At 64.4% G+C, this 20270-nt stretch carries 18 protein-coding genes and 1 pseudogene; 8 read left to right on the top strand and 11 right to left on the bottom strand.

Features of this window, described 5'->3' with window-relative positions:
* Positions 1-250: 250 nt before the first annotated feature.
* From ABID59_RS08970 to ABID59_RS08980, 3 genes and pseudogenes are all read left to right on the top strand, one after another.
* A complete protein-coding gene (locus ABID59_RS08970) occupies positions 251-3769 on the top strand; it encodes an autotransporter domain-containing protein (protein WP_354083142.1) in 3519 nt (1172 codons plus the stop codon).
* A gap of 69 nt (positions 3770-3838) precedes the next feature.
* A pseudogene (locus ABID59_RS08975) lies at positions 3839-4130 on the top strand (type II toxin-antitoxin system RelE/ParE family toxin).
* A complete protein-coding gene (locus tag ABID59_RS08980) occupies positions 4102-4443 on the top strand; it encodes an addiction module antidote protein (protein WP_354083143.1) in 342 nt (113 codons plus the stop codon). The pseudogene ABID59_RS08975 and the gene ABID59_RS08980 overlap by 29 nt, the downstream one beginning before the upstream one ends.
* An 11-nt stretch (positions 4444-4454) precedes the next feature.
* On the opposite strand, the gene gspM is transcribed toward ABID59_RS08980, so the two are convergent.
* From gspM to ABID59_RS09025, 9 genes are all read right to left on the bottom strand, one after another.
* Positions 4455-5048 carry a type II secretion system protein GspM gene (gene gspM / locus ABID59_RS08985; RefSeq protein ID WP_502916783.1) on the bottom strand — a complete coding sequence of 198 codons (594 nt, stop codon included), beginning with the start codon at positions 5046-5048 and terminating at the stop codon, positions 4455-4457.
* The gene (locus tag ABID59_RS08990; protein WP_354083144.1) at positions 5045-6082 is read right to left on the bottom strand and encodes a PilN domain-containing protein; all 1038 of its coding nucleotides are present in this window, start codon (positions 6080-6082) and stop codon (positions 5045-5047) included. Before ABID59_RS08990 ends, gspM begins: the two co-directional genes overlap by 4 nt.
* A gap of 1 nt (position 6083) precedes the next feature.
* On the bottom strand, positions 6084-7022 hold the full coding sequence (locus tag ABID59_RS08995; protein WP_354083145.1) for a type II secretion system minor pseudopilin: 939 nt from the start codon (positions 7020-7022) through the stop codon (positions 6084-6086).
* A 182-nt stretch (positions 7023-7204) separates the two neighbouring features.
* Positions 7205-7921 (bottom strand): hypothetical protein, encoded by a 717-nt coding sequence (locus ABID59_RS09000; protein ID WP_354083146.1) that lies wholly within the window; start codon positions 7919-7921, stop codon positions 7205-7207.
* Between the two features lie 20 nt (positions 7922-7941).
* On the bottom strand, positions 7942-8340 hold the full coding sequence (locus ABID59_RS09005) for a type IV pilus modification PilV family protein (protein ID WP_354083147.1): 399 nt from the start codon (positions 8338-8340) through the stop codon (positions 7942-7944).
* Entirely contained in the window at positions 8318-8827 is a 510-nt protein-coding gene (locus tag ABID59_RS09010) for a prepilin-type N-terminal cleavage/methylation domain-containing protein (RefSeq protein WP_354083148.1), read from the bottom strand. The genes ABID59_RS09005 and ABID59_RS09010 overlap by 23 nt, the downstream gene beginning before the upstream one ends.
* Complete coding sequence (gspG, locus tag ABID59_RS09015) at positions 8790-9245, bottom strand: type II secretion system major pseudopilin GspG (RefSeq protein ID WP_354083149.1); 456 nt, start codon at positions 9243-9245, stop codon at positions 8790-8792. Before gspG ends, ABID59_RS09010 begins: the two co-directional genes overlap by 38 nt.
* Before the next feature lie 25 nt (positions 9246-9270).
* Positions 9271-10482, bottom strand: a complete 1212-nt coding sequence (locus ABID59_RS09020; protein WP_354083150.1) for a type II secretion system F family protein — start codon at positions 10480-10482, stop codon at positions 9271-9273.
* Positions 10483-10701: 219 nt separating this feature from the next.
* The gene (locus tag ABID59_RS09025) at positions 10702-12387 is read right to left on the bottom strand and encodes a GspE/PulE family protein (RefSeq protein WP_502916784.1); all 1686 of its coding nucleotides are present in this window, start codon (positions 12385-12387) and stop codon (positions 10702-10704) included.
* Positions 12388-12525: 138 nt separating this feature from the next.
* On the opposite strand from ABID59_RS09025, the gene gspD reads away from it, so the two are divergent.
* Both gspD and ABID59_RS09035 read left to right on the top strand, forming a co-directional pair.
* Complete coding sequence (gspD, locus tag ABID59_RS09030; RefSeq protein ID WP_354083152.1) at positions 12526-14910, top strand: type II secretion system secretin GspD; 2385 nt, start codon at positions 12526-12528, stop codon at positions 14908-14910.
* A 4-nt stretch (positions 14911-14914) separates the two neighbouring features.
* Complete coding sequence (locus ABID59_RS09035; RefSeq protein WP_354083153.1) at positions 14915-15511, top strand: prepilin peptidase; 597 nt, start codon at positions 14915-14917, stop codon at positions 15509-15511.
* 124 nt (positions 15512-15635) lie between these two features.
* Here the strand turns inward: ABID59_RS09035 and ABID59_RS09040 are convergent, their stop codons facing one another.
* Positions 15636-16151: a tetratricopeptide repeat protein gene (locus tag ABID59_RS09040; protein ID WP_502916785.1), complete on the bottom strand. Its 516-nt coding sequence runs from the start codon at positions 16149-16151 to the stop codon at positions 15636-15638.
* A gap of 222 nt (positions 16152-16373) precedes the next feature.
* On the opposite strand from ABID59_RS09040, the gene ABID59_RS09045 reads away from it, so the two are divergent.
* Complete coding sequence (locus ABID59_RS09045) at positions 16374-17075, top strand: WbqC family protein (protein WP_354083155.1); 702 nt, start codon at positions 16374-16376, stop codon at positions 17073-17075.
* 68 nt (positions 17076-17143) lie between these two features.
* Here the strand turns inward: ABID59_RS09045 and ABID59_RS09050 are convergent, their stop codons facing one another.
* Complete coding sequence (locus ABID59_RS09050; protein ID WP_354083156.1) at positions 17144-18064, bottom strand: right-handed parallel beta-helix repeat-containing protein; 921 nt, start codon at positions 18062-18064, stop codon at positions 17144-17146.
* Positions 18065-18662: 598 nt separating this feature from the next.
* Here ABID59_RS09050 and ABID59_RS09055 point away from each other — a divergent pair.
* Together ABID59_RS09055 and ABID59_RS09060 are read left to right on the top strand one after the other, a co-directional pair.
* Complete coding sequence (locus ABID59_RS09055; protein ID WP_354083157.1) at positions 18663-19325, top strand: acetyltransferase; 663 nt, start codon at positions 18663-18665, stop codon at positions 19323-19325.
* 14 nt (positions 19326-19339) lie between these two features.
* A complete protein-coding gene (locus ABID59_RS09060; protein WP_354083158.1) occupies positions 19340-20263 on the top strand; it encodes a glycoside hydrolase family protein in 924 nt (307 codons plus the stop codon).
* Positions 20264-20270 lie beyond the last annotated feature (7 nt).

The raw sequence follows: 20270 nt of genomic DNA on the forward strand, positions 1-20270 counted from the left end.
ACCTGGCTGGAACGGCTGCGCCGTCTGGCATGTTGCGATGCATGAAATTGTTGCCCAATGGCCACGATCACTGAAATTGCAAACGAAACGGCCGGGAACTCGATGCAAATTGATGACCGTTCATTGCGGCCGGTTGCGACGCCATGAGATCATGGCGCCGGGGCACGCTATTAGCGCTGGCTCGATTGCGTTGATTTATTTTGGCGGTTTGTGAAGGCCGATGGCAGGATCGATCATAGCGCGCGGAAGGATGGATCGCCGGCTGCGCGCCATCGTCCGGCACTCGCTGGCGACCCTGCTCGCAACCACGGCGCTTGGCATTGTCGCCGCGCACGCCCTGGACGGCGACTGGGTCGGCTCCTCGTCCAACGAGTGGACGGATGGCACAAATTGGAGCTCGACGCCGGCCGTGCCGGACGTTACGGCGACCTTCACCAACACTGGCCCGAACAGCGTCACCACCAGCGGCCTCGTCAATATCGGCAGCGTGATCTTCTCCGCAACCCCGAACGCCCAGGCCTATACGATCACCACCGGCGACATCTTCGTGGTGAACGGCACGGGCATCGCCAACAATTCGACCAACACGCAGACGTTCAGCGTCGGCTCGACCACGGTGTTCCTGAATTCGAGCAGCGCGAGCAGCGGCAGCAATTTCGTGACGTACAGCGTCAGCGGCGGCGCGATGAGCTTCAACGACACCAGCACCGCCGGCACCGCCAACATTACCAACGGCGCGATCGGTGGCGGCGACATCGAATTCAACAACAACAGCAACGCCGGCACCGCGACCATCGTCAACAATGCGGTGATCAATTACAACGACACCAGTTCGGGGGGCGGGTCCAGCATCACGAACAATGGCCTCGTGACCTTCAACACCTCGTCCACCGCCGGCAGCTCCACCATCACGACCAACAACCTTGCCACCACGAGCTTCACCGGCACGAGCACCGGCGGCAGCGCCCGCTTCATCACCAACGCCGGCGGCACCGTCGATATCTCGGGCCTGACCAGTGGCGGCATGACGTCCGGGTCGATCGAAGGCGCGGGCAATTACGTGCTCGGCGCCAACACGCTTACCACCGGCAGCCTCAACACCTCGACCCAGGTCGACGGCGTGATCTCCGGCAGCGGCGGCGGACTGACCAAGGTCGGCGCCGGCACGCTGACGCTGACCGGCGTCAACACCTACACGGGCGCGACGACGGTCTCGGCCGGAACGCTGGCATTGTCCGGCTCCGCTAGCATCCAGAGCTCCAGCCTCGTGACCGTGAACGCGACGCTCGACATCTCCGCGGTCTCCTTGAGTTTTGCCGCCGTCTCGACGCTGGCCGGCAATTCCAGCGGCGTCGTGAACCTCGGCAGCAAGGCACTCGTCGTCCTCAACGCCTCGACCGAGTTCGCGGGCGTCATTCAAGGCACTGGCGGATTCGACGTCTCCAACGGAATTCAGACGCTGTCGGGCGTGAACACCTATACGAACGCTACCCAGGTCGACGCGGGCGCGACGCTGGCGCTAAAGGGTAGCGGATCGATCGCGAGCTCCGCGTTCGTCGGCTTCGCCAATGTAGGAGCAACGCTCGATATTTCCCAGACCACGTCCGGCACATCGGTTGCAGGGCTCTACTCCCTGGCGCGTGTGGGCATCGTCGCGTTGGGATCGAAGACGCTGACGATCACCAACGGCAGCTTTTTCGGTGGCGTGATCCAGGATGGCGGCATCGCCGGCGGCACCGGCGGCAACCTTGTGATCGCCAACGGCGCCACGCAACAGCTTTACGGCACGAACACCTATACCGGCACCACGACGATCGCGAGCGGCGGCGAGCTGGATCTCATCAATTTCGGCGGCAACGGCAGCATCGCGACCTCGAGCAACGTCATCGCCAACGGCTTCTTCGACATCACGGGCCTGAGCGGCGGCACCTCGATCAAGTCGCTGTCGGGATCCGGCAACGTCAATCTCGGCGCCAACACGCTGACCATCACCAACGGCAACGGCACCTTCGCCGGTGTCATCGGCGATGGCGGTGCCGGTGGCGGCCTCACCATGGCTGGCGGCACGGAGACGCTGTCCGGTGCCAACACCTATACCGGCGCGACCATCGTGAACGGCGGCAAGCTGGAGGTGGACGGCTCGATCGTGAGCGCGAGCACCGTCAAAGCCGGCGGCACGCTTGCAGGCTCCGGAACCGTCGGCAATGTCGCCGTCAGCGGCGGCACGCTGGCGCCGGGCAGCACGGCAAACCCGATCGCTCCGCTGACGGTCAACGGACCCCTCAGCTTCACCGCGGCCTCGACCTATCTGGTGCAGGTCTCCTCCACCACTGCCAGCCTCGCCAACGTCCTTGGCACAGCCACGCTCGGCGGCGCGACGGTCGGTGCGAACTTCATCTCGGGTACGGTCCAGAAGCAGTACAAGATCCTGTCCGCGACCGGCGGCTTCGGCGGCACCAGCTTCAATTCCGCCGTCGTCTCCAACATGCCGACGATCAACGCGACGCTGAGCTACGGCACCAACGACGTGTTCCTCAATATCGGCGTCAACTTCACGCCGAGCGGCGGCGGTCTCACCGTCAACCAGCAGAACGTCGCCAACACGCTGACTAATTTCTTCAACGCGACCGGCGGTATTCCCGCCGCCTTCGCCGCGCTGACGCCCGCGGGGCTGACCACTGCCTCCGGCGAGCTCGGCACCGGCATCATCCAGTCCGCGATCAACGCCGACGGCCAGTTCCTCAATTTGATGCTCGATCCGACGATCGCGGGCCGCAGCGGCGGCTTCGCCAAGGCCGGCAGCGTCGCGCAATACGCCGAGAGCGATGACCCGGCCGCCTACGCGTCGATGCGCCCGGCCACCGCGCGCGAGCGCGAGGCCTTTGCGATGGCGACCAAGGCGCCGCTGCTGTCGTCGCAGCCGATCAATCGCTGGAGCGTCTGGGCGGCCGGCTATGGCGGCTCGGCGCAGGTCGGCGGCAATGCCGCGGTCGGCTCGCAGGACCTCACTGCCCGGGTCTGGGGCGGCGCGGCCGGCGCCGACTATCGGATTTCGCTGGACACGCTCGTCGGCTTCTCGCTCGGCGGCGGCGGGCTGAACTACGCGCTTGCCAACGCGATGGGCGCAGGCTCCGCGGACCTGTTCCAGGCCGGCGTCTATGGCCGGCACAATTTCGGCCCGGCCTATATCGCCGCCGCGCTGGCCTATGGCTGGCACGACGTCACCACCAACCGCACGGTGGCGCTGGCCGGTGCCGACCAGCTCCAGGGCCGGTTCAAGGCCGACACCTTCTCGGCCCGCTTCGAGGGCGGCTATCGCTTCACGACGCCACTGATCGGCATCACGCCCTACGCAGCCGCGCAGGTCACGAATTTCAACCTGCCGAACTATTCCGAAGCCAGCCTCAATGGCGGTGGCCTGTTCGCGCTGAACTATGCCGCGCAGTCGCTGACCGACACCCGCTCCGAGCTCGGCCTGCGCACCGACAAATCCTATGCGATGCAGAACGGCGTGCTGACCCTGCGCGGCCGCGCCGCCTGGGCGCACGACTACAATCCGAGCCGCGCCGTCACCGCGCTGTTCCAGACCCTGCCGGGCGCAAGCTTCGCCGTGAACGGCGCCAGGATCGACGCCGATTCCGCCCTTGTCAGCGCCAGCGCGGAAATGAAATGGCTGAGCGGCTTCTCGATCGCCGGCACCTTCGACGGCGAATTCTCCGGCAACGTCACCAGCTATTCCGGCAAGGGCGTATTCAAGTACAGCTGGTGAGCTGAAGCAGATATTTTCCTCACAAAACTTCGCTCTTGAGTACCCTTGACTGTATCCTATAGGATACGTATGTTTGAAATTCAGAAGACAGCCGAATTCGATCGATGGCTGGCCGGTCTCAGAGACCAGCGCGCTATCGCGAAGATAGCCTCCCGTGTTGAACGGCTTGCAATCGGAAACGCAGGCAACGTGAAAGCAGTGGGCGCGGGAGTGAGCGGAACTACGCGTGGACTACGGGCCAGGCTATCGCGTGTATTACAAACAAGTCGGCAACAGGATCGTATTGATCCTGTGCGGTGGCGACAAATCGACCCAGGATCGGGACATCAGACATGCCAAAGCGATCGCAGCGCAGCTCTGAGCAGAATACCAAGCTGAAGGTAACCAAGTTCGACGCAGCGGATTATTTGAAAACGCCAGAGGCGATTGCTGCCTACCTCACTGAGGCATTCGAGACCAACGACCATGCCTACATCTGCAACGCGCTCGACACTGCTGCTCGCGCGAAGGGAATGACAGACATCTCGAAGGCAACCGGTCTCTCTCGCGAGAGTCTCTACAAAACGTTTAAGGAGACTGCAAAACCTGAATTTGAGACCGTCAGGAAGGTGATGAACTCCCTCGGCGTCAAATTGGTAGCCGAGCCCATCGATGATCGGCAGAAAGTGGCCTGATCGAAACCGCCCTACTTCCCCGCCTGCCACTGGCCGGAAACACCCAAAATCATCCTGACGCGGCCGGTGCTGGCCTCGTTCAGGGCCGTGGCTTGGGGCACCTGGACGTCGAGTTGATCGACGAACAGGAACGGCATGCCGGCCTCGAGATCGTACAGCACCTTCTGCAGCGCGGGCTGCTCCAGCTCACAGCTGACGACGAGGCCGACAAAGCCATCCTTCAGTTGCGCGCCCGAGACGTCGACCTGAGAGGACTGCACCGAGCCGCCGACATTGGCGACCGCGGCCGCAACCCGCTGCAGCAGGTTGGCGCCTGCGACCGTCACCGTCGGTCCCTCCAGGAACGGCGTGCCGGGATGTTCGGCCGAGATCGCCGCGGCATTCTTGGCGGCGCCCTTGCGGCCGCGCAGCTGGTCGAGCAGGTCGGAGGTCTGCGCCAGGGCTTGGCGGTGGGCGATGACGTCGGCGATCGACAGGCCCGCCGTCAGCAACAGCCCGGCCGTCACCGCGACATAGAGCGTGACCGCGATCAGCGGCGAGGCGGCGAGCCACCGCGCGACCGCGTTTCCGCTTGCCATCCCGCCGCTGCTCATGCCGTTTTTCATGGCGCATTCCTCGGCTCGATCTGCGCCTCGATGTGAAAGCGCTCGCCGGGATCGGTGGAGCTGCGCGTGGTCGGGGCGTAGAAGGTCGCGCGGGTGAAATGCTGGGACTGCTCGATCAGCGGGATCAGCGAGGGCGCATCGCGGGTGATACCGGCAATCTGGAGCTTGTTGCCGGCCAGATGCATCTCGGTGACGTAGGTGTGGTCGGGCAGCAGACGGCTCAGCGATTCCAGCACGATCACGCTCGCCGGCGTGTCGTACTTGCGCCGCTCCAGCAGCGCCAGCGGCGATCGCTCGCCGCCGTCGGCACCGCGGATCGCGGCGCGGCGCTGGGTGATCTGTCGCTCGAGCTCGCTCTCCTGCGCGCTCAAACTGTCGGCCAGATAGCCCGCGAAGATCGAACCGAGTACGGCGGCGATCGCGGCGATGACCAGCACCGCCTGCAGCGTCCGGCTCAACCGCACCGGGTCGATCGCGCCGCGCGACTTCTGCTCGAACACCTTGATGCGCCCGCCCTCGGCCGGGTCGGTCAGAACCGCGATCGCGGACGGATGAAATCCGGACACCGCCTCGACATAGCCCATCGCCAGCCGACGCGGTGCGGCCGCGATCATCGTGGTGATGCCCTCGCTGCCCTGCGCCACCGGCGCGCTGCAACCGAACACGGCGTCGCCCGCGCTCCACGGCGTCAGCCGATCGATCTGCGCGCGCACGATGCCGTCGAGGAAATCGGCCGCACGCGCCGGCAGCTCCAGCGGACGGAACAGGAAGCGCGCCGGCCGCAGCACGATCTCGACGCGGCTGCCGCGGACGATCTGCGCCAGATTGGCGGACGCAAACTTGCCGTCCTCGAACGCGATCTCCTTCGCCGCGTTCTCCAGCTTCGCAGCCTCCAGCGCGAAGGTGCCGCTCTCGTCCTCGATCAGCCGCACCAGGCGCGGCGACACCATCCGCTCCAGTCCGGCGACGATGGCACCGGCCACCGTGCCCGTCCAGGCGTCGACAATGGTACGGATAGAACTGAGCGAGCTCATCTCACAGAGGCTTTCCGGCGGAGCCGTCGAAGGCATTGTGCCACGACAATACACGATAAGGCTCATCGCCGCTTTCGAGAAGCAGGATGACGATCTCGGCCGAGCTCTGCCGGTGCGATGGCGCCTCGGCGGCAACCGTCACGCGGTAGGCCTTCGAGCCCTCGATCGTCGCGCTGGCGCTGCCGGCGAGCCCAATCAGGGACCGCGGGTCCAGGTTGGGATCGGCACGGTCGCGCAGCAGGCGTTGCAGGGTCTCCGGCGTCATATTCGGCAGCGCCGCCACCACCTGCGGCGCGGCATCCAGCACATTCACGGTGCGCATGTTGCTGAACACGGTGACGAAGGGCAGCACGCGCTCGATCACCGCTGATGGGATGCCGCGCACCAGCCACAGCTCGTCGCTGTGCGGAAACGGCGCGTGGCGCGGCAGGTAGGGCGCGCCGAGTGTGCGGTAGTAGGAATCCTCCGGATTGTCCTGGCCGGTCTCCGTCGACGACCGCCACGCCAGGATCCGGTCGGCGTAGTCAGGCGCGTCCGACGCAGAGACGCCGAGCCCTGTCATCAGGCCTGCGAGGACGGCTTTCGGCGCCATGTTGAGATCGATGCGCGCGGCCTCCGAGCGGAACGTCACGGCCACCCGGCCCGCCCCGACGCGGGCATTGAAGGTGCCGCTGGTCGGGCGCGTTGCCTCGCCTTGCGCGGTCAGCCGGTAGGCCGCGAGCTCGAGGCCCGCATTCATCAATGCATCGGCCTGCAAGCGGTCGGTGTTAACGGCGACCGTGACCGCGGTGTTGGTGACATAGGTCAGATAGATCAGCGCGAGCGTGGCGAGCGCAGCCAGCATCCAGAGCACCACGATGACGATGAAGCCGCGGTCTTCGCCAAGCGCGTTCCGTTCATGGCAGCGCATTGGCACATGGAGACTACGATGCGGCCGCATCAGCACTGGGCTCCCTCTCCCGCTTGCGGGGGAGGGCTGGGGTGGGGGTGCCTCCGCGTCGGGATTGTTGGGAGTTGCGCAGGAAGTCCCTGCTCGGTGAGAGCCCTCACCCGCCGCGCTCTGCGAGCGCGTCGGCCTCTCCCGCAAGCGGGAGAGGCGAAGAAACCCCGCGGCCGCGCCATTCACAGCTGCTGCTCCTCTTTTTTCTCCGCCTGTTGCGGCCTTGTGCCCGCCACACAGGTCGTCGGATTCTTGGCCCGCGCGCATTCGGCCGGCGCCGTGATATGCGGCAGCACGGCGGCCGAGACCGCCAGCACCTGACCAGTGGCGCCGTCGCGCACCGTGATGCGGATGCGATCCGGCAGTTGCGACTGCCCCTGCCAGGTCGGCTGCCACTGCCTATCGGGCCCGGCATAGGCAAAACTGACGCGGAACGGCGCGCGGATCAGCACCACCTGGTCGACGAAACGGATCCGCCCGTCGGTCGGCATCGGCTGAAACGGCGCGCGCTCACGCACCAATGCCAACCCCCGCGCGTCGGCCTTCTCGATCAGGCGGATGAATTCCAGGCCCGGGCGCGCGCTCGGGCCGAGCGCGGTGCGCATGAAGGTTACCGATAATTCGGCACCGTCGAACAGCGGCACCCTGGCGTCGCCGTTCACGGTCATCTGCTCCGCGACGGAGAGATCGGCGACGATGCGGTCGAGCCCGGTGGCGAGACGCTCCGCGCGCTGCACCCGCGCAATACCGCGATTCCAGTTCGGCAGCCACTGTGCCGTCACCGTCGCGAGCGCGGCCAGGATCACGGTCATCAGCAGCGTCGCCAGCAGCACTTCGAGCAGAGTGAAGCCCGCCTCGGAAGCGCAGGCGCGGCGCAGGCGTTTCCTGACACGTTTCATGACGCGTTTCCTGGCGCGGATCATTGCGTCGACCTCGGCACCAGCTTCACCGTCGTAACCTGGATCGCGCTACCGTCGGCGCGCTGGAGCCGCAAATTGACTGCAAGTGGCACGAAGCGATCGGTGGCGGGATTGCCGCCGGCAACATTCATCGGCGCAATATCGACGCGCCAGCGGCTGCCGGCGAGCTGCCCGCTCTGCCGGCCGGGTTTCAGCAGTCCACGCGCCGGCAAATCCGCAAGCAAGGTCTCGGCCGTGCTGGCCAGCGCCAGGTGCTGGTCGATCGAGCGCGTGCCCTTGGTCGTGACTGATATGACCGAGCCGATGGTTCCGAGCACGATGGCGATGATCGCGAGCGCGACCAGTGCCTCGATCAACGTGAAGCCGGCGGCGCCGTCAGAGCAGCTTCTGCGGGACAATCTCGACGCCTCCGGTCAGCCAGTTGACGCGCACCTCATAACCCATGCCGGGCCGCGCCAGCGCGATCGTCCCCCCGCACGACATGCCCGACGGAAAGAAATCGATCGACCGCCCCGTGGCGCGATCGGCGCAGCGCGAAGCCAGCGTCGCCTCCACGATCACGTCGCGCGGCAGGCGGATAGTCTGCCCGGTAACGCCGGAGCGGATCGCGCGCGCCTCCGCATCGACCTGGGTTGCGACCCTGACCTGACGGCGCAGCGCGCTGTTGCGATCGGATTTCAGCAAAGCCGCGGTCTCGACCGCGTAACTCTCGAGCTTCGCGCGCGTCGTCGAGCGTGGGATCGCCGGCAGAATGATCGCCGCAAGCAGTCCGATGATCGCGAGCACGCACAGGATCTCGATCAGCGCGAAGCCTTGTGCATCGAAGGCTTGCACATCGCGAACTGGCTCAGCGTGCACCGCTGACAATGTCGGCTGCCGTTCCACTGCCGCCTTCCTGACCGTCTGATCCGAGCGAGATGATGTCATAGGGACCGCTGGCGCCCGGCGACCGATAGACATAGACGTGGCCCCAAGGATCGTTAGGCACCACGCCGCCGCGCAAGTAAGGCCCGTTCCAGCCGGTCTGGTTGTTGCTGCGCGTCAGCCCGGTGAGGCCCTCATTCGACGTCGGGTAGCGGCCGAGATCGAGATAGTAGAGGTCGAGCGCGCTGGAGAAGCTCTCGATCTGGATTTTCGCCGCCTTGGCCTTGGACTCGCTGAGATAGTTCAGCACCCGCGGGCCGACCAGCGCCATGATCATGCCGATGATGGTGATGACGACGAGCATCTCGACCAGGGTGAAGCCGGCCTCTCCGCAGGGGGCGCGCCGCAGGCGTCGCCTTGACGATTGATATCTGGTCACTTCATGCCCCTCCCATTACATCCGTCTAACCGACAATCTGGCTCACCGACATCAGCGCCGTCATCACCGATGTGATCAGGCCGCCGACAACGAGCGAGATCGCGATGATCGCCGCAGGCCCCGCAATGCCGACCGCGCGGTCCAGCGTACGCTGCAGCTTCACCTCATAAAACTCGGCGACCCGGCCGGACAGCATCGGCAGCTGCCCCGTCTCGTCGCCGAGCCTCAGCATGCGCACCGCCATCGCCGGCAGCGCGTCCGTTTCGGCGAGCGCGTCGGAGAGCTTTGAGCCATGGCGGACTCGGTCGGCAGCATCGCTCCAGACCGCGGACGGGCCCGTCGTTGCCATCATGTCGATCAGGATGCGCAGCGTGGTGGTGAGGTTGACGCCGCTACCGAGCAGCAAGCCGAGATTGCGGCAGAACAGCGCCGTGCGGTACGAGCGCATCACGTTGCGGATCGCCGGCAGCCGCGTGATCGCATTGGTCATGCCGCTGCGGACGCGCTCCTGACGCAACAGCAACCAAGCGGCGACGATCGTGGCAGCAAGCCCGGCCAGCACCGCCTCTGAATTGCCGCGCAAAAACGTCGATATGTTCAGAAACATGCCGACGATCGGATCGACCTTGGCGCCGAAATCCTGCAAGACGCTGGCAAATTGCGGCAGCACGAAAGTGAGGAAGAACAGCAGCACGCAGCCAGCCGCGCCGAGCACGAAGATGGGATAGCGGATCGCATCCGTCAGGCGCCGCTTCAGCGCCTCGCCGCGCGCGCGTTCGCCGGCCAGTACCTCCAGCACCTGATCCAGCGATCCCGATGCTTCGCCGACCCGCACCAGCGCGATGTACATCGGTGGAAACAGCCCCTCATGTCGCGCCAGCGCCTCGCCAAAGCTCTCGCCGGAGACGACGTGCGCGCGGATGTCGGCGACGACGGACCTCAGCCGTCCGAAATCCGGATCGGCGGCGAGCAGCTCCAGCCCGTCATTGATGCGGGCGCCGGCGCGCAGCAGCAGCGCGAGGTCCCGGGTGAAGATGGTGACGTCCTCGGCCTTCGGCCTGTTGAAGAGGCTGAGCGCGCCGCGCGTCGCGCCGCCCTCTTCCGGAGTGACATTGTCGACCAGCACCAGGCCGAGCCGCTCGATCCGCTGCGCCACGTCGCCAGGCGCGGGCGCGGCGATGGCCCCGGAGACCAGTTCGCCATTGGCATTGAGCGCGCGATAGCGATAGTTCGGCATGATTTCTAAAGCCGGATGAAGATGGATTGAATGAATCGGCGGCGTGCTCGGTGCACCTCTCCCGCTTGCGGGAGAGGTCGCGCCGAAGGCGCGGGTGAGGGTTCTCTCCTCTTGGGGATTCTTGATTGCGGCGACACCCTCTCCTCTACCCTCCCCTGCAGGCGGGGGAGGGAGCGCGCCTCCCTCGTTGCGGCATATGAACCTGATCTCAGCATGGTTCTACCGCACCGTCGTGACGCGGAAGACCTCAGGCACCGTCGTCAACCCGGCCCGGCATTTGGCGACAGCATCCTCGAGCATCGTCGTCATGCCGCTCCGCATCGCGGCGGCGTCGATGGAGTGGGAGTCAGTCTGCGGCCCGATCAGCGTACGAACCTCGTCGGACATTTCCAGGATTTCGAACACGCCGTTACGGCCGCGATAGCCGGTGCCGCCGCAGCGTTCGCAGCCGCCGGCCTCGTGCACGACCTCGCCGCACTTGAAGCCGATCACGGCAAAGCGCGGGTCCTTGGCGAGATCGGCCTCTGTCAGCGCGTGCGGCACCTTGCAACGATCGCACAGCATTCGAACCAGCCGCTGCGCCACCACCGCGCGCAGCGTCGACTTGAGCAGGAAACCCTCGATGCCGAGATCGATCAGGCGCGGCACGGCCGCAGCCGCGGTCTCGGTGTGCAGCGTCGTCAGCACGAGATGGCCGGTGAGCGCGGCATGGATCGCGATATGCGCGGTCTCGGCGTCGCGGACCTCGCCGACCATGATCACGTCGGGGTCCTGGCGCACGAAAGAGCGCATGGCGGAGGCGAAAGTCAGGCCGATCGACGGCTTGACCTGGGATTGGTTGATGCCGGGGATCTCGTACTCGACGGGATCCTCGATGGTGAGGATCTTGCGGGTCGGCTCGTTGAGGATCGACAGCATGGTGGCAAGCGTCGTGGTCTTGCCGCTGCCGGTCGGGCCGGTGATCACGATCATGCCATGCGGCATCGCGAGCAGCCGCGTCATCACGTTCTCGTCGCGCGCGCCGAGCCCGAGCTTGCTCATCTCCAGCAGGCCGCGGTCTCGTGGCAACAGGCGGATCACGGCGCTCTCGCCATGCTGCGTCGGCATGGTGGCGACACGGACGTCGAGCTCGCTGCGTCCGACGCGGACACGCGCCGCGCCGTCCTGCGGCAATCGCCGCTCAGCGATATTGAGGCTGGCGAGAATCTTGATGCGCGAGATCAGCGCCTGCGGCGGGATGCCGTGCGGCGACGGTAGCGCGCGCAACAGGCCGTCGACGCGCATGCGCACTACGAGACCAGCGCGGAACGGCTCGACGTGGATGTCGCTGGCACGCAGATCGACCGCGCGCTCCAGGAGATCGTTGAGCGCGCGCACCACCGGCGCACCGCTGGCGAGATCGCGCAGGCTCTCGATGTCGTCGTCGGACTGCGCCGCGCGGCCGGTGCTTTGGTCTGCATTTGCATCGTCGGCATCGGCTCGTTGGTCCAGGACTGTCGTAATGTCCTCATATGACGCTACCACGACATCGACCGGCGTTCCGAACACGATTTCTGCGGCACGAACGGCCGCCGTGTCGGAGGGATCGGCAACAGCCAGGCGAAATCCTCCATCCGGCGCGCCAAAGGGAAAGATGGTGGATTCCCGCAGGAATCGCCGCGAAAAACCTTCGAGTCGAGGCGTGGTCGTGAGCAGTTGCGGAAGGCTCATCCGCGGCAGAGCAAAATAATCGGACAGCTCGTCGGCGAACTCCGCCGCCGACAGATCAGTAGCCTCCCAAAATTCGCGCAGCGGACGCGTCAGTGCCGGATTGGCCGACCGTTCCACACGGGCATGCGCTCGTGGCGGCAGCGAATATTTTTCCAGGAGGTGCTGCCTGAAGCTATCGGCGGAACGGTCGCGCATCGCATTCACGGCGTTGACCTTGTTACTTGAATACAACAGCTTTGGCGGAGCACGGAAGGTCCTTTGCCCTTGACTTATTTCTTAGCAAAAACATAATCGTGCGGCAAATTATTGCGCGTCCGAGCCAAGGGGGATCGGATGCTTTATTCTCGCAGCGTTGGTAGGCGTATCTTGTTTGAAGTGGTCCAGCCGCTTTTGCGCCTGCGCTCAGCGTTGACTGGTACGCTTGTCCTTTTGTCGTCCGCGTTCCTGCTCACCGCCTGCATCGTCACAGCCGACCAATCCGTCGAAGCGGACCCCAAGGATCCGCGCGCCCAGGATCTTGTCGACAAGATCCGCGCCCTCGATCTCCAGCCGCGGCAACCTGCGGATGCAGGGGCAAGCGGCATCGGTCAGGCGAAATCGTCCAAGCCTGCGATCTATCTCAGCGATGGTGCATCGCCGCAGGGCGGCGGGCTTGTCGAGCGCGACGATGGCGGCGGCAGTGGCTATGACCTCAATTTCGAGAACGCCCCAGTGGCGACCGTCGCAAAGGTCATCCTCGGTGACGTACTCAACGTTGGCTACACCATCGATCCCCGCGTGCAGGGGACCGTGACGCTCGCCTCGGTGCGTCCGGTGCCCAAGGCGGATGCGGTCTATGTGCTGGAGAATGCGCTGCGCATGTCCGGCGTGGCGCTGGTGCGCGACCGCACCGGTTATCGCCTGCTACCGGCGCCGGAGGCCGGGCCCGGCGGCATCGACCGCTCGGCAAGCACCGAAGCCGGCCAGGGCATCACCGTTGTGCCGCTGCGCTACACGTCGGCACAGAACATCTTCAAGCTGCTCGATGCTTTCGGCGTGAAAGCCTCGACCATGCGCCCCGACAATTCCCGCAACACCCTGATCGTCAGCGGCAGCGGAACGGACCGGGCGACTGCGGTCGACACAATTCTGTCATTCGACGCCGACTGGATGCGTGGACAATCGGTCGGCATCTTCCCTGTGCGCAATTCCTCGCCCGAGCCTGTCATCGCCGAGATCGAGAAGATCATGGACTCCGGCGAAGGCGGCATGGGCCAGAACGTCATCAAGCTCCAGCCGATCGCACGGCTCAACTCGATCCTCGTGGTGAGCCAGAAGCCGGAATATCTGAAGCGCGCGCAGACCTGGATTGCGCGGCTCGACCGTTCCGATACCGACGGCGTGAACCTGAAATCCTATCCTTTGCGCTACGGCAATTCCAAGCTGGTCGTGGCGATGCTGAACGACATGCTGTTCAACCAGAGCGCGACGAGCAGCTCGACGCTCGACAGCGGGTCGAGCCAGGTCGCGCCCGGTGCGGGCATCGCGACGTCGACCTCAACTAATCCTGTCGCCTCACTGAGCGCACTGCCGACGGCTGCGTCCGGCGCCGCGACCCCGGTCACCGGAGCTCCGGGATCATCATTCGGCGCCCGCCCCGCGCCTGCCGCGGCCGCAACACCTGCGCTGGACAACAGCGCCGGTGGATTGTCGGGCAACGGCAACGGTGCGAAGTCCGGCATCAACGGCATCCTGCAGAACGTGCGGATCACCGCCGACGTCACCAACAATGCCGTTCTCGTCTATGCCAACCAGGACGCACAGCGCGTCGTCGAGCAGACGATACGCCAGATCGACCGGCCGCAGCGCCAGATCGCGATCGAGGCGACGATCGCCGAGGTGACGCTGAACGACCAGTTGAATTACGGCGTGCAGTTCTTCCTGGCGAGCCAGAAGGGTTCGATCTCCAACACCATCTCCGGCGTCAGCAATGCCGCGACTGTTGGCAGCGGTGCCGTCGAAGCGGCGTCCAACGCCGTCAACGCCGCGTCCGGCGCGCTGCTCGGACGTGTCTTGCCGGGCTTCAACTTCCTGATCGGCTCGGAAAACTCGCCGCGTGTCATTCTCGACGCGCTGCACGGCGTCACCAATGTCAAGGTGTTGTCGAACCCGTCGCTGGTGGTGCTCGACAACCAGCCGGCGACGTTGCAGGTCGGCGACCAGGTGCCGTTCTCGACCGGCACCGCAACGGTGCTGACCGCCAACAACACCGTGGTCAACACCATCGACTACAAGAACACCGGCATCATCCTGCGCGTGCTGCCGCGCGCCAATGCCAACGGCAATGTCGTGCTCGATATTGAGCAGGAAATCTCGAGCGTGGCCGCCGGCAGTGCCAACTCGTTGACGCCGACGATCTCTCAGCGCCGTGTCAAGAGCTCGATCGCGGTGACGAGCGGACAGACCGTGCTGCTCGCCGGCCTGATCAGCGAGACCGAAAACAAGCAACGCCAGGGCCTGCCGATCCTGGATTCCATTCCCGGCATGGGCGATGCCTTCTCGCACCAGACCACTGCGCGCGCCCGCACCGAGCTGATCCTGTTCATCCGTCCGACCGTCATCAAGGACGGCGTCGATGCGCATGTCATCGCCGAGGAGATGCGCAGCAAGATGAACAGCCGCCTGGTCGGGACCAGCAATCCCGTGGTCACCGTCAGCCCGCCCAAGGCCGCGCGCTGACGGCGTGACCGGGGAAGATGGGCATGACGGGATACGCGCTCCGCTCGTCGTCAGCCTCGCGCTGCTCGTCGCCGTGTTCGCAAGCCTCGTCACGGCCCCCGCCGCGGAAGGCCTCTATGGTGCGTTCCTGGCCGCTCTCATGCTGGCCATCGGGGCGAACGACGCCCGCCATTATCTGATCCCGAACGAGCTGACCGGGGCCGCCTTCGCGCTCGCCCTGCTCCGCGCTGCCGCCTTCGTGCCCGATGTTGGTGCCGAGGCGCTGCTCTGGCCGGTCGCGCGCGCCGTGGCCGTGGCGCTTCCGCTGCTGCTTCTGATGCTGGCCTACCGGTACTGGCGCGGCCGCGACGGGCTCGGGCTCGGCGACGTCAAGCTCGCCGCCGTCAGCGGGGCTTGGCTCGACCTTGCGACGGTGGCCGCGGTGATCGAGCTCGCGGCGCTGCTCGCGATCGGGGCCTATGTCGCCAATGCTGCGCTGCAAAGGAAACCGCTGCGCGGGACCGCCTTCCTGCCGTTCGGCCTGTTCCTGGCGCCGTCGATCTGGATCGGCTGGCTGGGCGAGACCTGGTATCTGAACTGGCTTGGCGGCTGGCCCGGCTAAGGCCGGGCGCAATCAAGACAAATCTTCGTCACGGCGCAATTCGCCTACCGCCGTCCCCTACTGTGCATGGGTCGTTTTCGGCTTTTTTGCCGGACGGGTCATGGAATCGTCAGGATGCCCGGCGTCAGTGCTCGCGGCTCGGCGCCCATTGCAGCGCCCGCAGGCGGGCCTGGGCGATCTCCCCGCGCGTCATCTTGGTGGTGACGGCGTCGCGGATCCGGACCCGGGACTCCCGCACCCGCGGCGGCGACGCGGCGGCCGACAGGTTCAGCCATTTGGAGGCTTCGACGATGTCCTGCGGCACACCCTGGCCGCGATCGTAGAGCAGCCCCAGCGAATATTGCGCGCGGCTGTCGCCCTGCTCCGCCGCTCGCCGGTACCACATCGCAGCTTCCGTGTAGTTCTGCGGCACGCCACGGCCGGTCTCGAACAGGAAGCCGAGATAGGACTGCGCCGCCACGTTGCCGCGCTCGGCCAGCGGAATGAAGACCCGCGAGGCCGTCACATAATCCTGCCGCCTGAAAGCCGCGACGCCCTGGCCGAGGGATTGCGCGTAGGCCTGTCCGCATGCGAACAGCAGCAGCGCCGCGAGCACTGCGACGACATAGCCCCGCTTCCTGTAGTCGCCAAACACCAACAAGACCTGCTCCGCACGACCGGCCACTGTCGTACCGACCCATGTTCATCCCCGATGCCCCGCACCGTAGTCGCCGCGTAAGGGAAAATCCATAGCGAGACGAGCCCACACCGCTGGCGAGTTCGGGCGCACACCACGCATTCGACTTGACCGACAATGGGAGTGAATTCATCGCGGAGTCGCTGTAAACACGGTCCAGATGCAACTGCCCCAGAAGTCATAGCTGTGCGAATTTCAATCATCCAATCCTGCTACATTCCCTGGAAAGGCTTCTTCGACCTTATCGGGCAATGCGACGAATACGTGATTTTCGATCGCATGCAATATGTGAAGCGACACTGGCATAACCGCAACCGGATCAAGACCGCCAACGGCGTCGAATGGTTGACGATTCCCGTCGTGACCAAGGGACGGTTCGACCAGCCGATCGACGAGGTCGAGATCGAAAAGCCCTGGGCCGAGAAACACTGGCGAACGCTGGAACTCGCCTATCGCCGCGCGCCATTCTTTGACGCATTCGCACCCACTGTCCGCGCCTGGTACGAGCGTGTCGACAAGGTGGAGCGGCTCACGGACGTCAACGAGCTGTTCACACGCGAGATTGCAGGCCTGCTCGGGCTGAACACGCGGATCGTCAGGGACACGGCTTATCCCGCGGAGGGCGTGAAAACGGCGCGGCTGCTCGCGATCGCACAGGCCGCCGGCGCCGACCGCTATCTCAGCGGCCCTTCGGCGCGAGCCTATTTCGACGAAGCGCTGTTCGACTTGGCCGACATTACAACGGAGTGGATGAGCTACGAAGGCTATCCCGAGTACAATCAACTTTACGGCGCGTTTGAGCACGGCGTGTCGGTGCTCGACCTGCTGTTCAACACCGGCACCGACGCCGCCCGCTATCTCGAGCATTCGGCGTCCCTATCGCCCTGACCGGTCTCAGACACGAAGAGCTCCGGATGACGCGTCACTCGGAGCTCTCGTCGGTGTGAACGTATCGCCTATTTCAGCGGGATTGCCGTCATCGTGCCGTCGCTTCCATTACCATTGAGTTGATTGGTGGAGTAGGACGAAACGGTGCCGGAGACGCCCGTCGTATTGCCGGTGATCGCCGATTGACCGATCCGGACCGTGGTCGTGCCGCCGGAGTTGTTAACGCCCGTGGCGTTGTTGTTGGCCTGCGTCCGCATGATCATGACGTTGGTCGTTCCGGCACTAGCTGTCGCTACGATACCGGAAAGGGTGTTGTTGCTAGCTACGCTGTCCTCGATCGCAACGTTGACGTTGCCGTTGCTTCCGTCTGTAGCAATACCGAACACGTTGCGATCGGCCACGGCTTTGTTGATCGTGCCCGTGGCAGACCCGCCCGAACCCGGGACCACCCGAATTCCCGCACCGGTGGAGCCCGTGCCATTGCTGAACATGGTCGTGCGGTTCACTGAAAAGCCCACGCTCGTGGTCGCCTGAATCAGGATTCCCGACCCAGTGAAGCGTCGGATCACGCAATCCTCGACATGCAGGAAGCCACCCGAATTGAACAAGATGCCGTTGATGCCGGATCCCAGACCTTCGATATCGAGCCCCTTCAGGTAGAGGTAATCAGTTGAAGCGCCAGCGAAGACGATGCCGTTGGTGCCCGAGACCAGAACGCCGGCAGTCCCCGCCTCGCACGAGATCGTCAGCGATTTGGTGACGGTCACCGCACCGAACCCACCTGGATCCAGGCAGTTGATTTCGCCCGCTGGGGCGGTTTTCGAGATCGCGCCCGCGAAGGTCTTGCAGGGCGCCGTGCGGCTACAGGGATTGGCGTCGTCACCGACGCCGGAGACCCAGGTACGGGTCGCCTGGGCGTTGGCCGGTGCCGACGCCAGGAAAGGCAGGAACAGTCCAATGGCCAAGGCCATCAAGGCAATACGACGCATGGAATATCTCCTTAAGAAAAAGTGAGCTTTTCTTGACCAAGACGAGAGCCCCGAGCGATGTGCAAGGCTTGTTAAGCGTAGGACCAATGGGATAGGCGCTCAAACGCCACTCATACTTGTTGTCACACGGTAGGGCGCGCCGCCTCCAGACATCTTCCCAATATTCACAGATTTTCCACCCCTGAGTTTGCGAACCGTGCCAAATCGTCGAACGGTAGGCCGTGCGGTTCCAGTACCACAGTGACACACTCCAAAACCGCCCTGATAGGTCGGTTCGCCCCCCGGTAGAGGTTCAACGATCAAGCACGTTTTCTTTGTGAAAGCCCCCTTTGGCGTCACGACAGACGAGAATGCGCATGACAAGTAGAACACGCCATATGAGAAGCGGACTTCAGCAAAAAACTCTAGCCAAAATCGGAAAAACGTGTCTTGGAGGGCGGCGATGATGGGGACGACCATACGAACGGTTCATCAGCCGCAGCCGGCGAGCCCCGCGCCCTTGCTCCCCAAAATACTTCCCGCGGTCGCACCAATCGTTGACGCGTTCCTCTCAACATCGCAATACTTGTCCAAGGCACTTCCGTAAGGTCCCGTAGCGATGCAGAAGATCGTCATTTTCGGCATAGGCGAAATCGCCGAACTCGCCGATTTCTATTTCACGCATGACTCCGATTTCGAGATTGCGGGCTTCACCGTAGATCAGGCCTACGTCAAGGATTCCATGTTTCGCGGGCGTCCGCTGGTGCCGTTCGAAAACGTGACACAGTCGTTTCCACCATCTGATTTTAGTTTCTTCGTTGCAGTAAGCTACTCGAAGCTCAACGAGTTGCGGGCATCCCGGGTCGCGGCTGCTCGCGCCGCCGGCTATCGGCTGGTCTCCTATGTGAGCAGCAAAGCAACGACCTTTCCTGGCCTGGAGATCAAGGAGAACTGCTTCATTCTCGAGGACAATACCATCCAACCCTTTGCGCAGATCGGGGCCAACGTCACGTTGTGGAGCGGCAATCACATCGGTCATCACTCCGTGATTGAAGACGACGTGTTCATTGCCTCGCATGTGGTCATTTCAGGCGGGGTCAGGATCGGTCAAGGAAGCTTTCTCGGCGTCAACGCCACCGTCCGCGACCACGTTGCGGTCGGCAAGAAATGCGTGATCGGCGCGGGAGCGCTCGTGCTCGAGGATCAACCCGATCTTTCGGTCCTGGCACCGCGCGGCACCGAACGATCACCCGTCCCCAGCAACCGGCTTCGCCGCATTTGAGAGACAGTCGAAAGATGCGCTGGAAGAAACTCGGACGAGTTTTCGTCGCTAACGGCACCTCGGAGTGGGTCCACAGCCACGGCATCGTTCCGATTGCGCGGGCGCTGGATGCGCACCGCTATAGAATCTATTTCAGTCCACGCGACCGGCAGAACCGGTCCAATGTGAGCTGGCTGGATCTTGATATTCGCGATCCGACTAAGGTCCTGCGGCTGTCGGAGCATCCTGTCCTGTTGCCTGGGCCGCTTGGATGCTTCGACGACAGCGGGTCCATGGGGTGCTGGATCGTCGAGCATGACGGTGTCGAGCGGCTTTACTATCAGGGGTGGATGCGCGGGGTGACCGTGAGTTTCTACGTCGCGGTCGGCGTGGCCGAACGTCCGGCCGGCAATCCGGATCGTCCCTTTGAACGGATCAGCGAAGGGCCAATTCTCGACCGTTGCCGCCAAGAGCCGGTTTTCATCGCCGACCCTGCCGTCGTGATTGAGAATGGACATTGGCGAATGTGGTATCAGTCCGGGCGCCGATGGACGCGCCCAGCCGACGTCGCCCTACCGTCGTACGACATCCGCTATGCGCAGTCGGCCGACGGGTTGAACTGGAATCTGGCGGGCATTCAGTCGCTGGCCTTCCAACATCCGGGCGAGATAGCTATCGCTCGCTTCTGTCCCTTAAGGGAAGCCGATGGAAGCTACAAGGCATGGTATTCATACCGGGCCAACGATTGGGGCTACCGCATCGGCTTCGCAACTTCGAGCGACGGCATTTCATGGACGCGCCGCGACGAAGAGGCCGGCATCGAACGCGACGCCGGCTGGGAAGGCTCGATGATATGCTACCCGTTCGTGTTCGATACCGATCTCGGCCGGATGATGCTGTACAATGGCGGACGCTATGGCGACGCCGGATTCGGGATCGCGGTGCTGGAGCAGGACTAGCGCGGAA

It is taken from the genome of Bradyrhizobium sp. S3.3.6 (assembly GCF_040546905.1).
GTDB lineage: Bacteria > Pseudomonadota > Alphaproteobacteria > Rhizobiales > Xanthobacteraceae > Bradyrhizobium > Bradyrhizobium cytisi.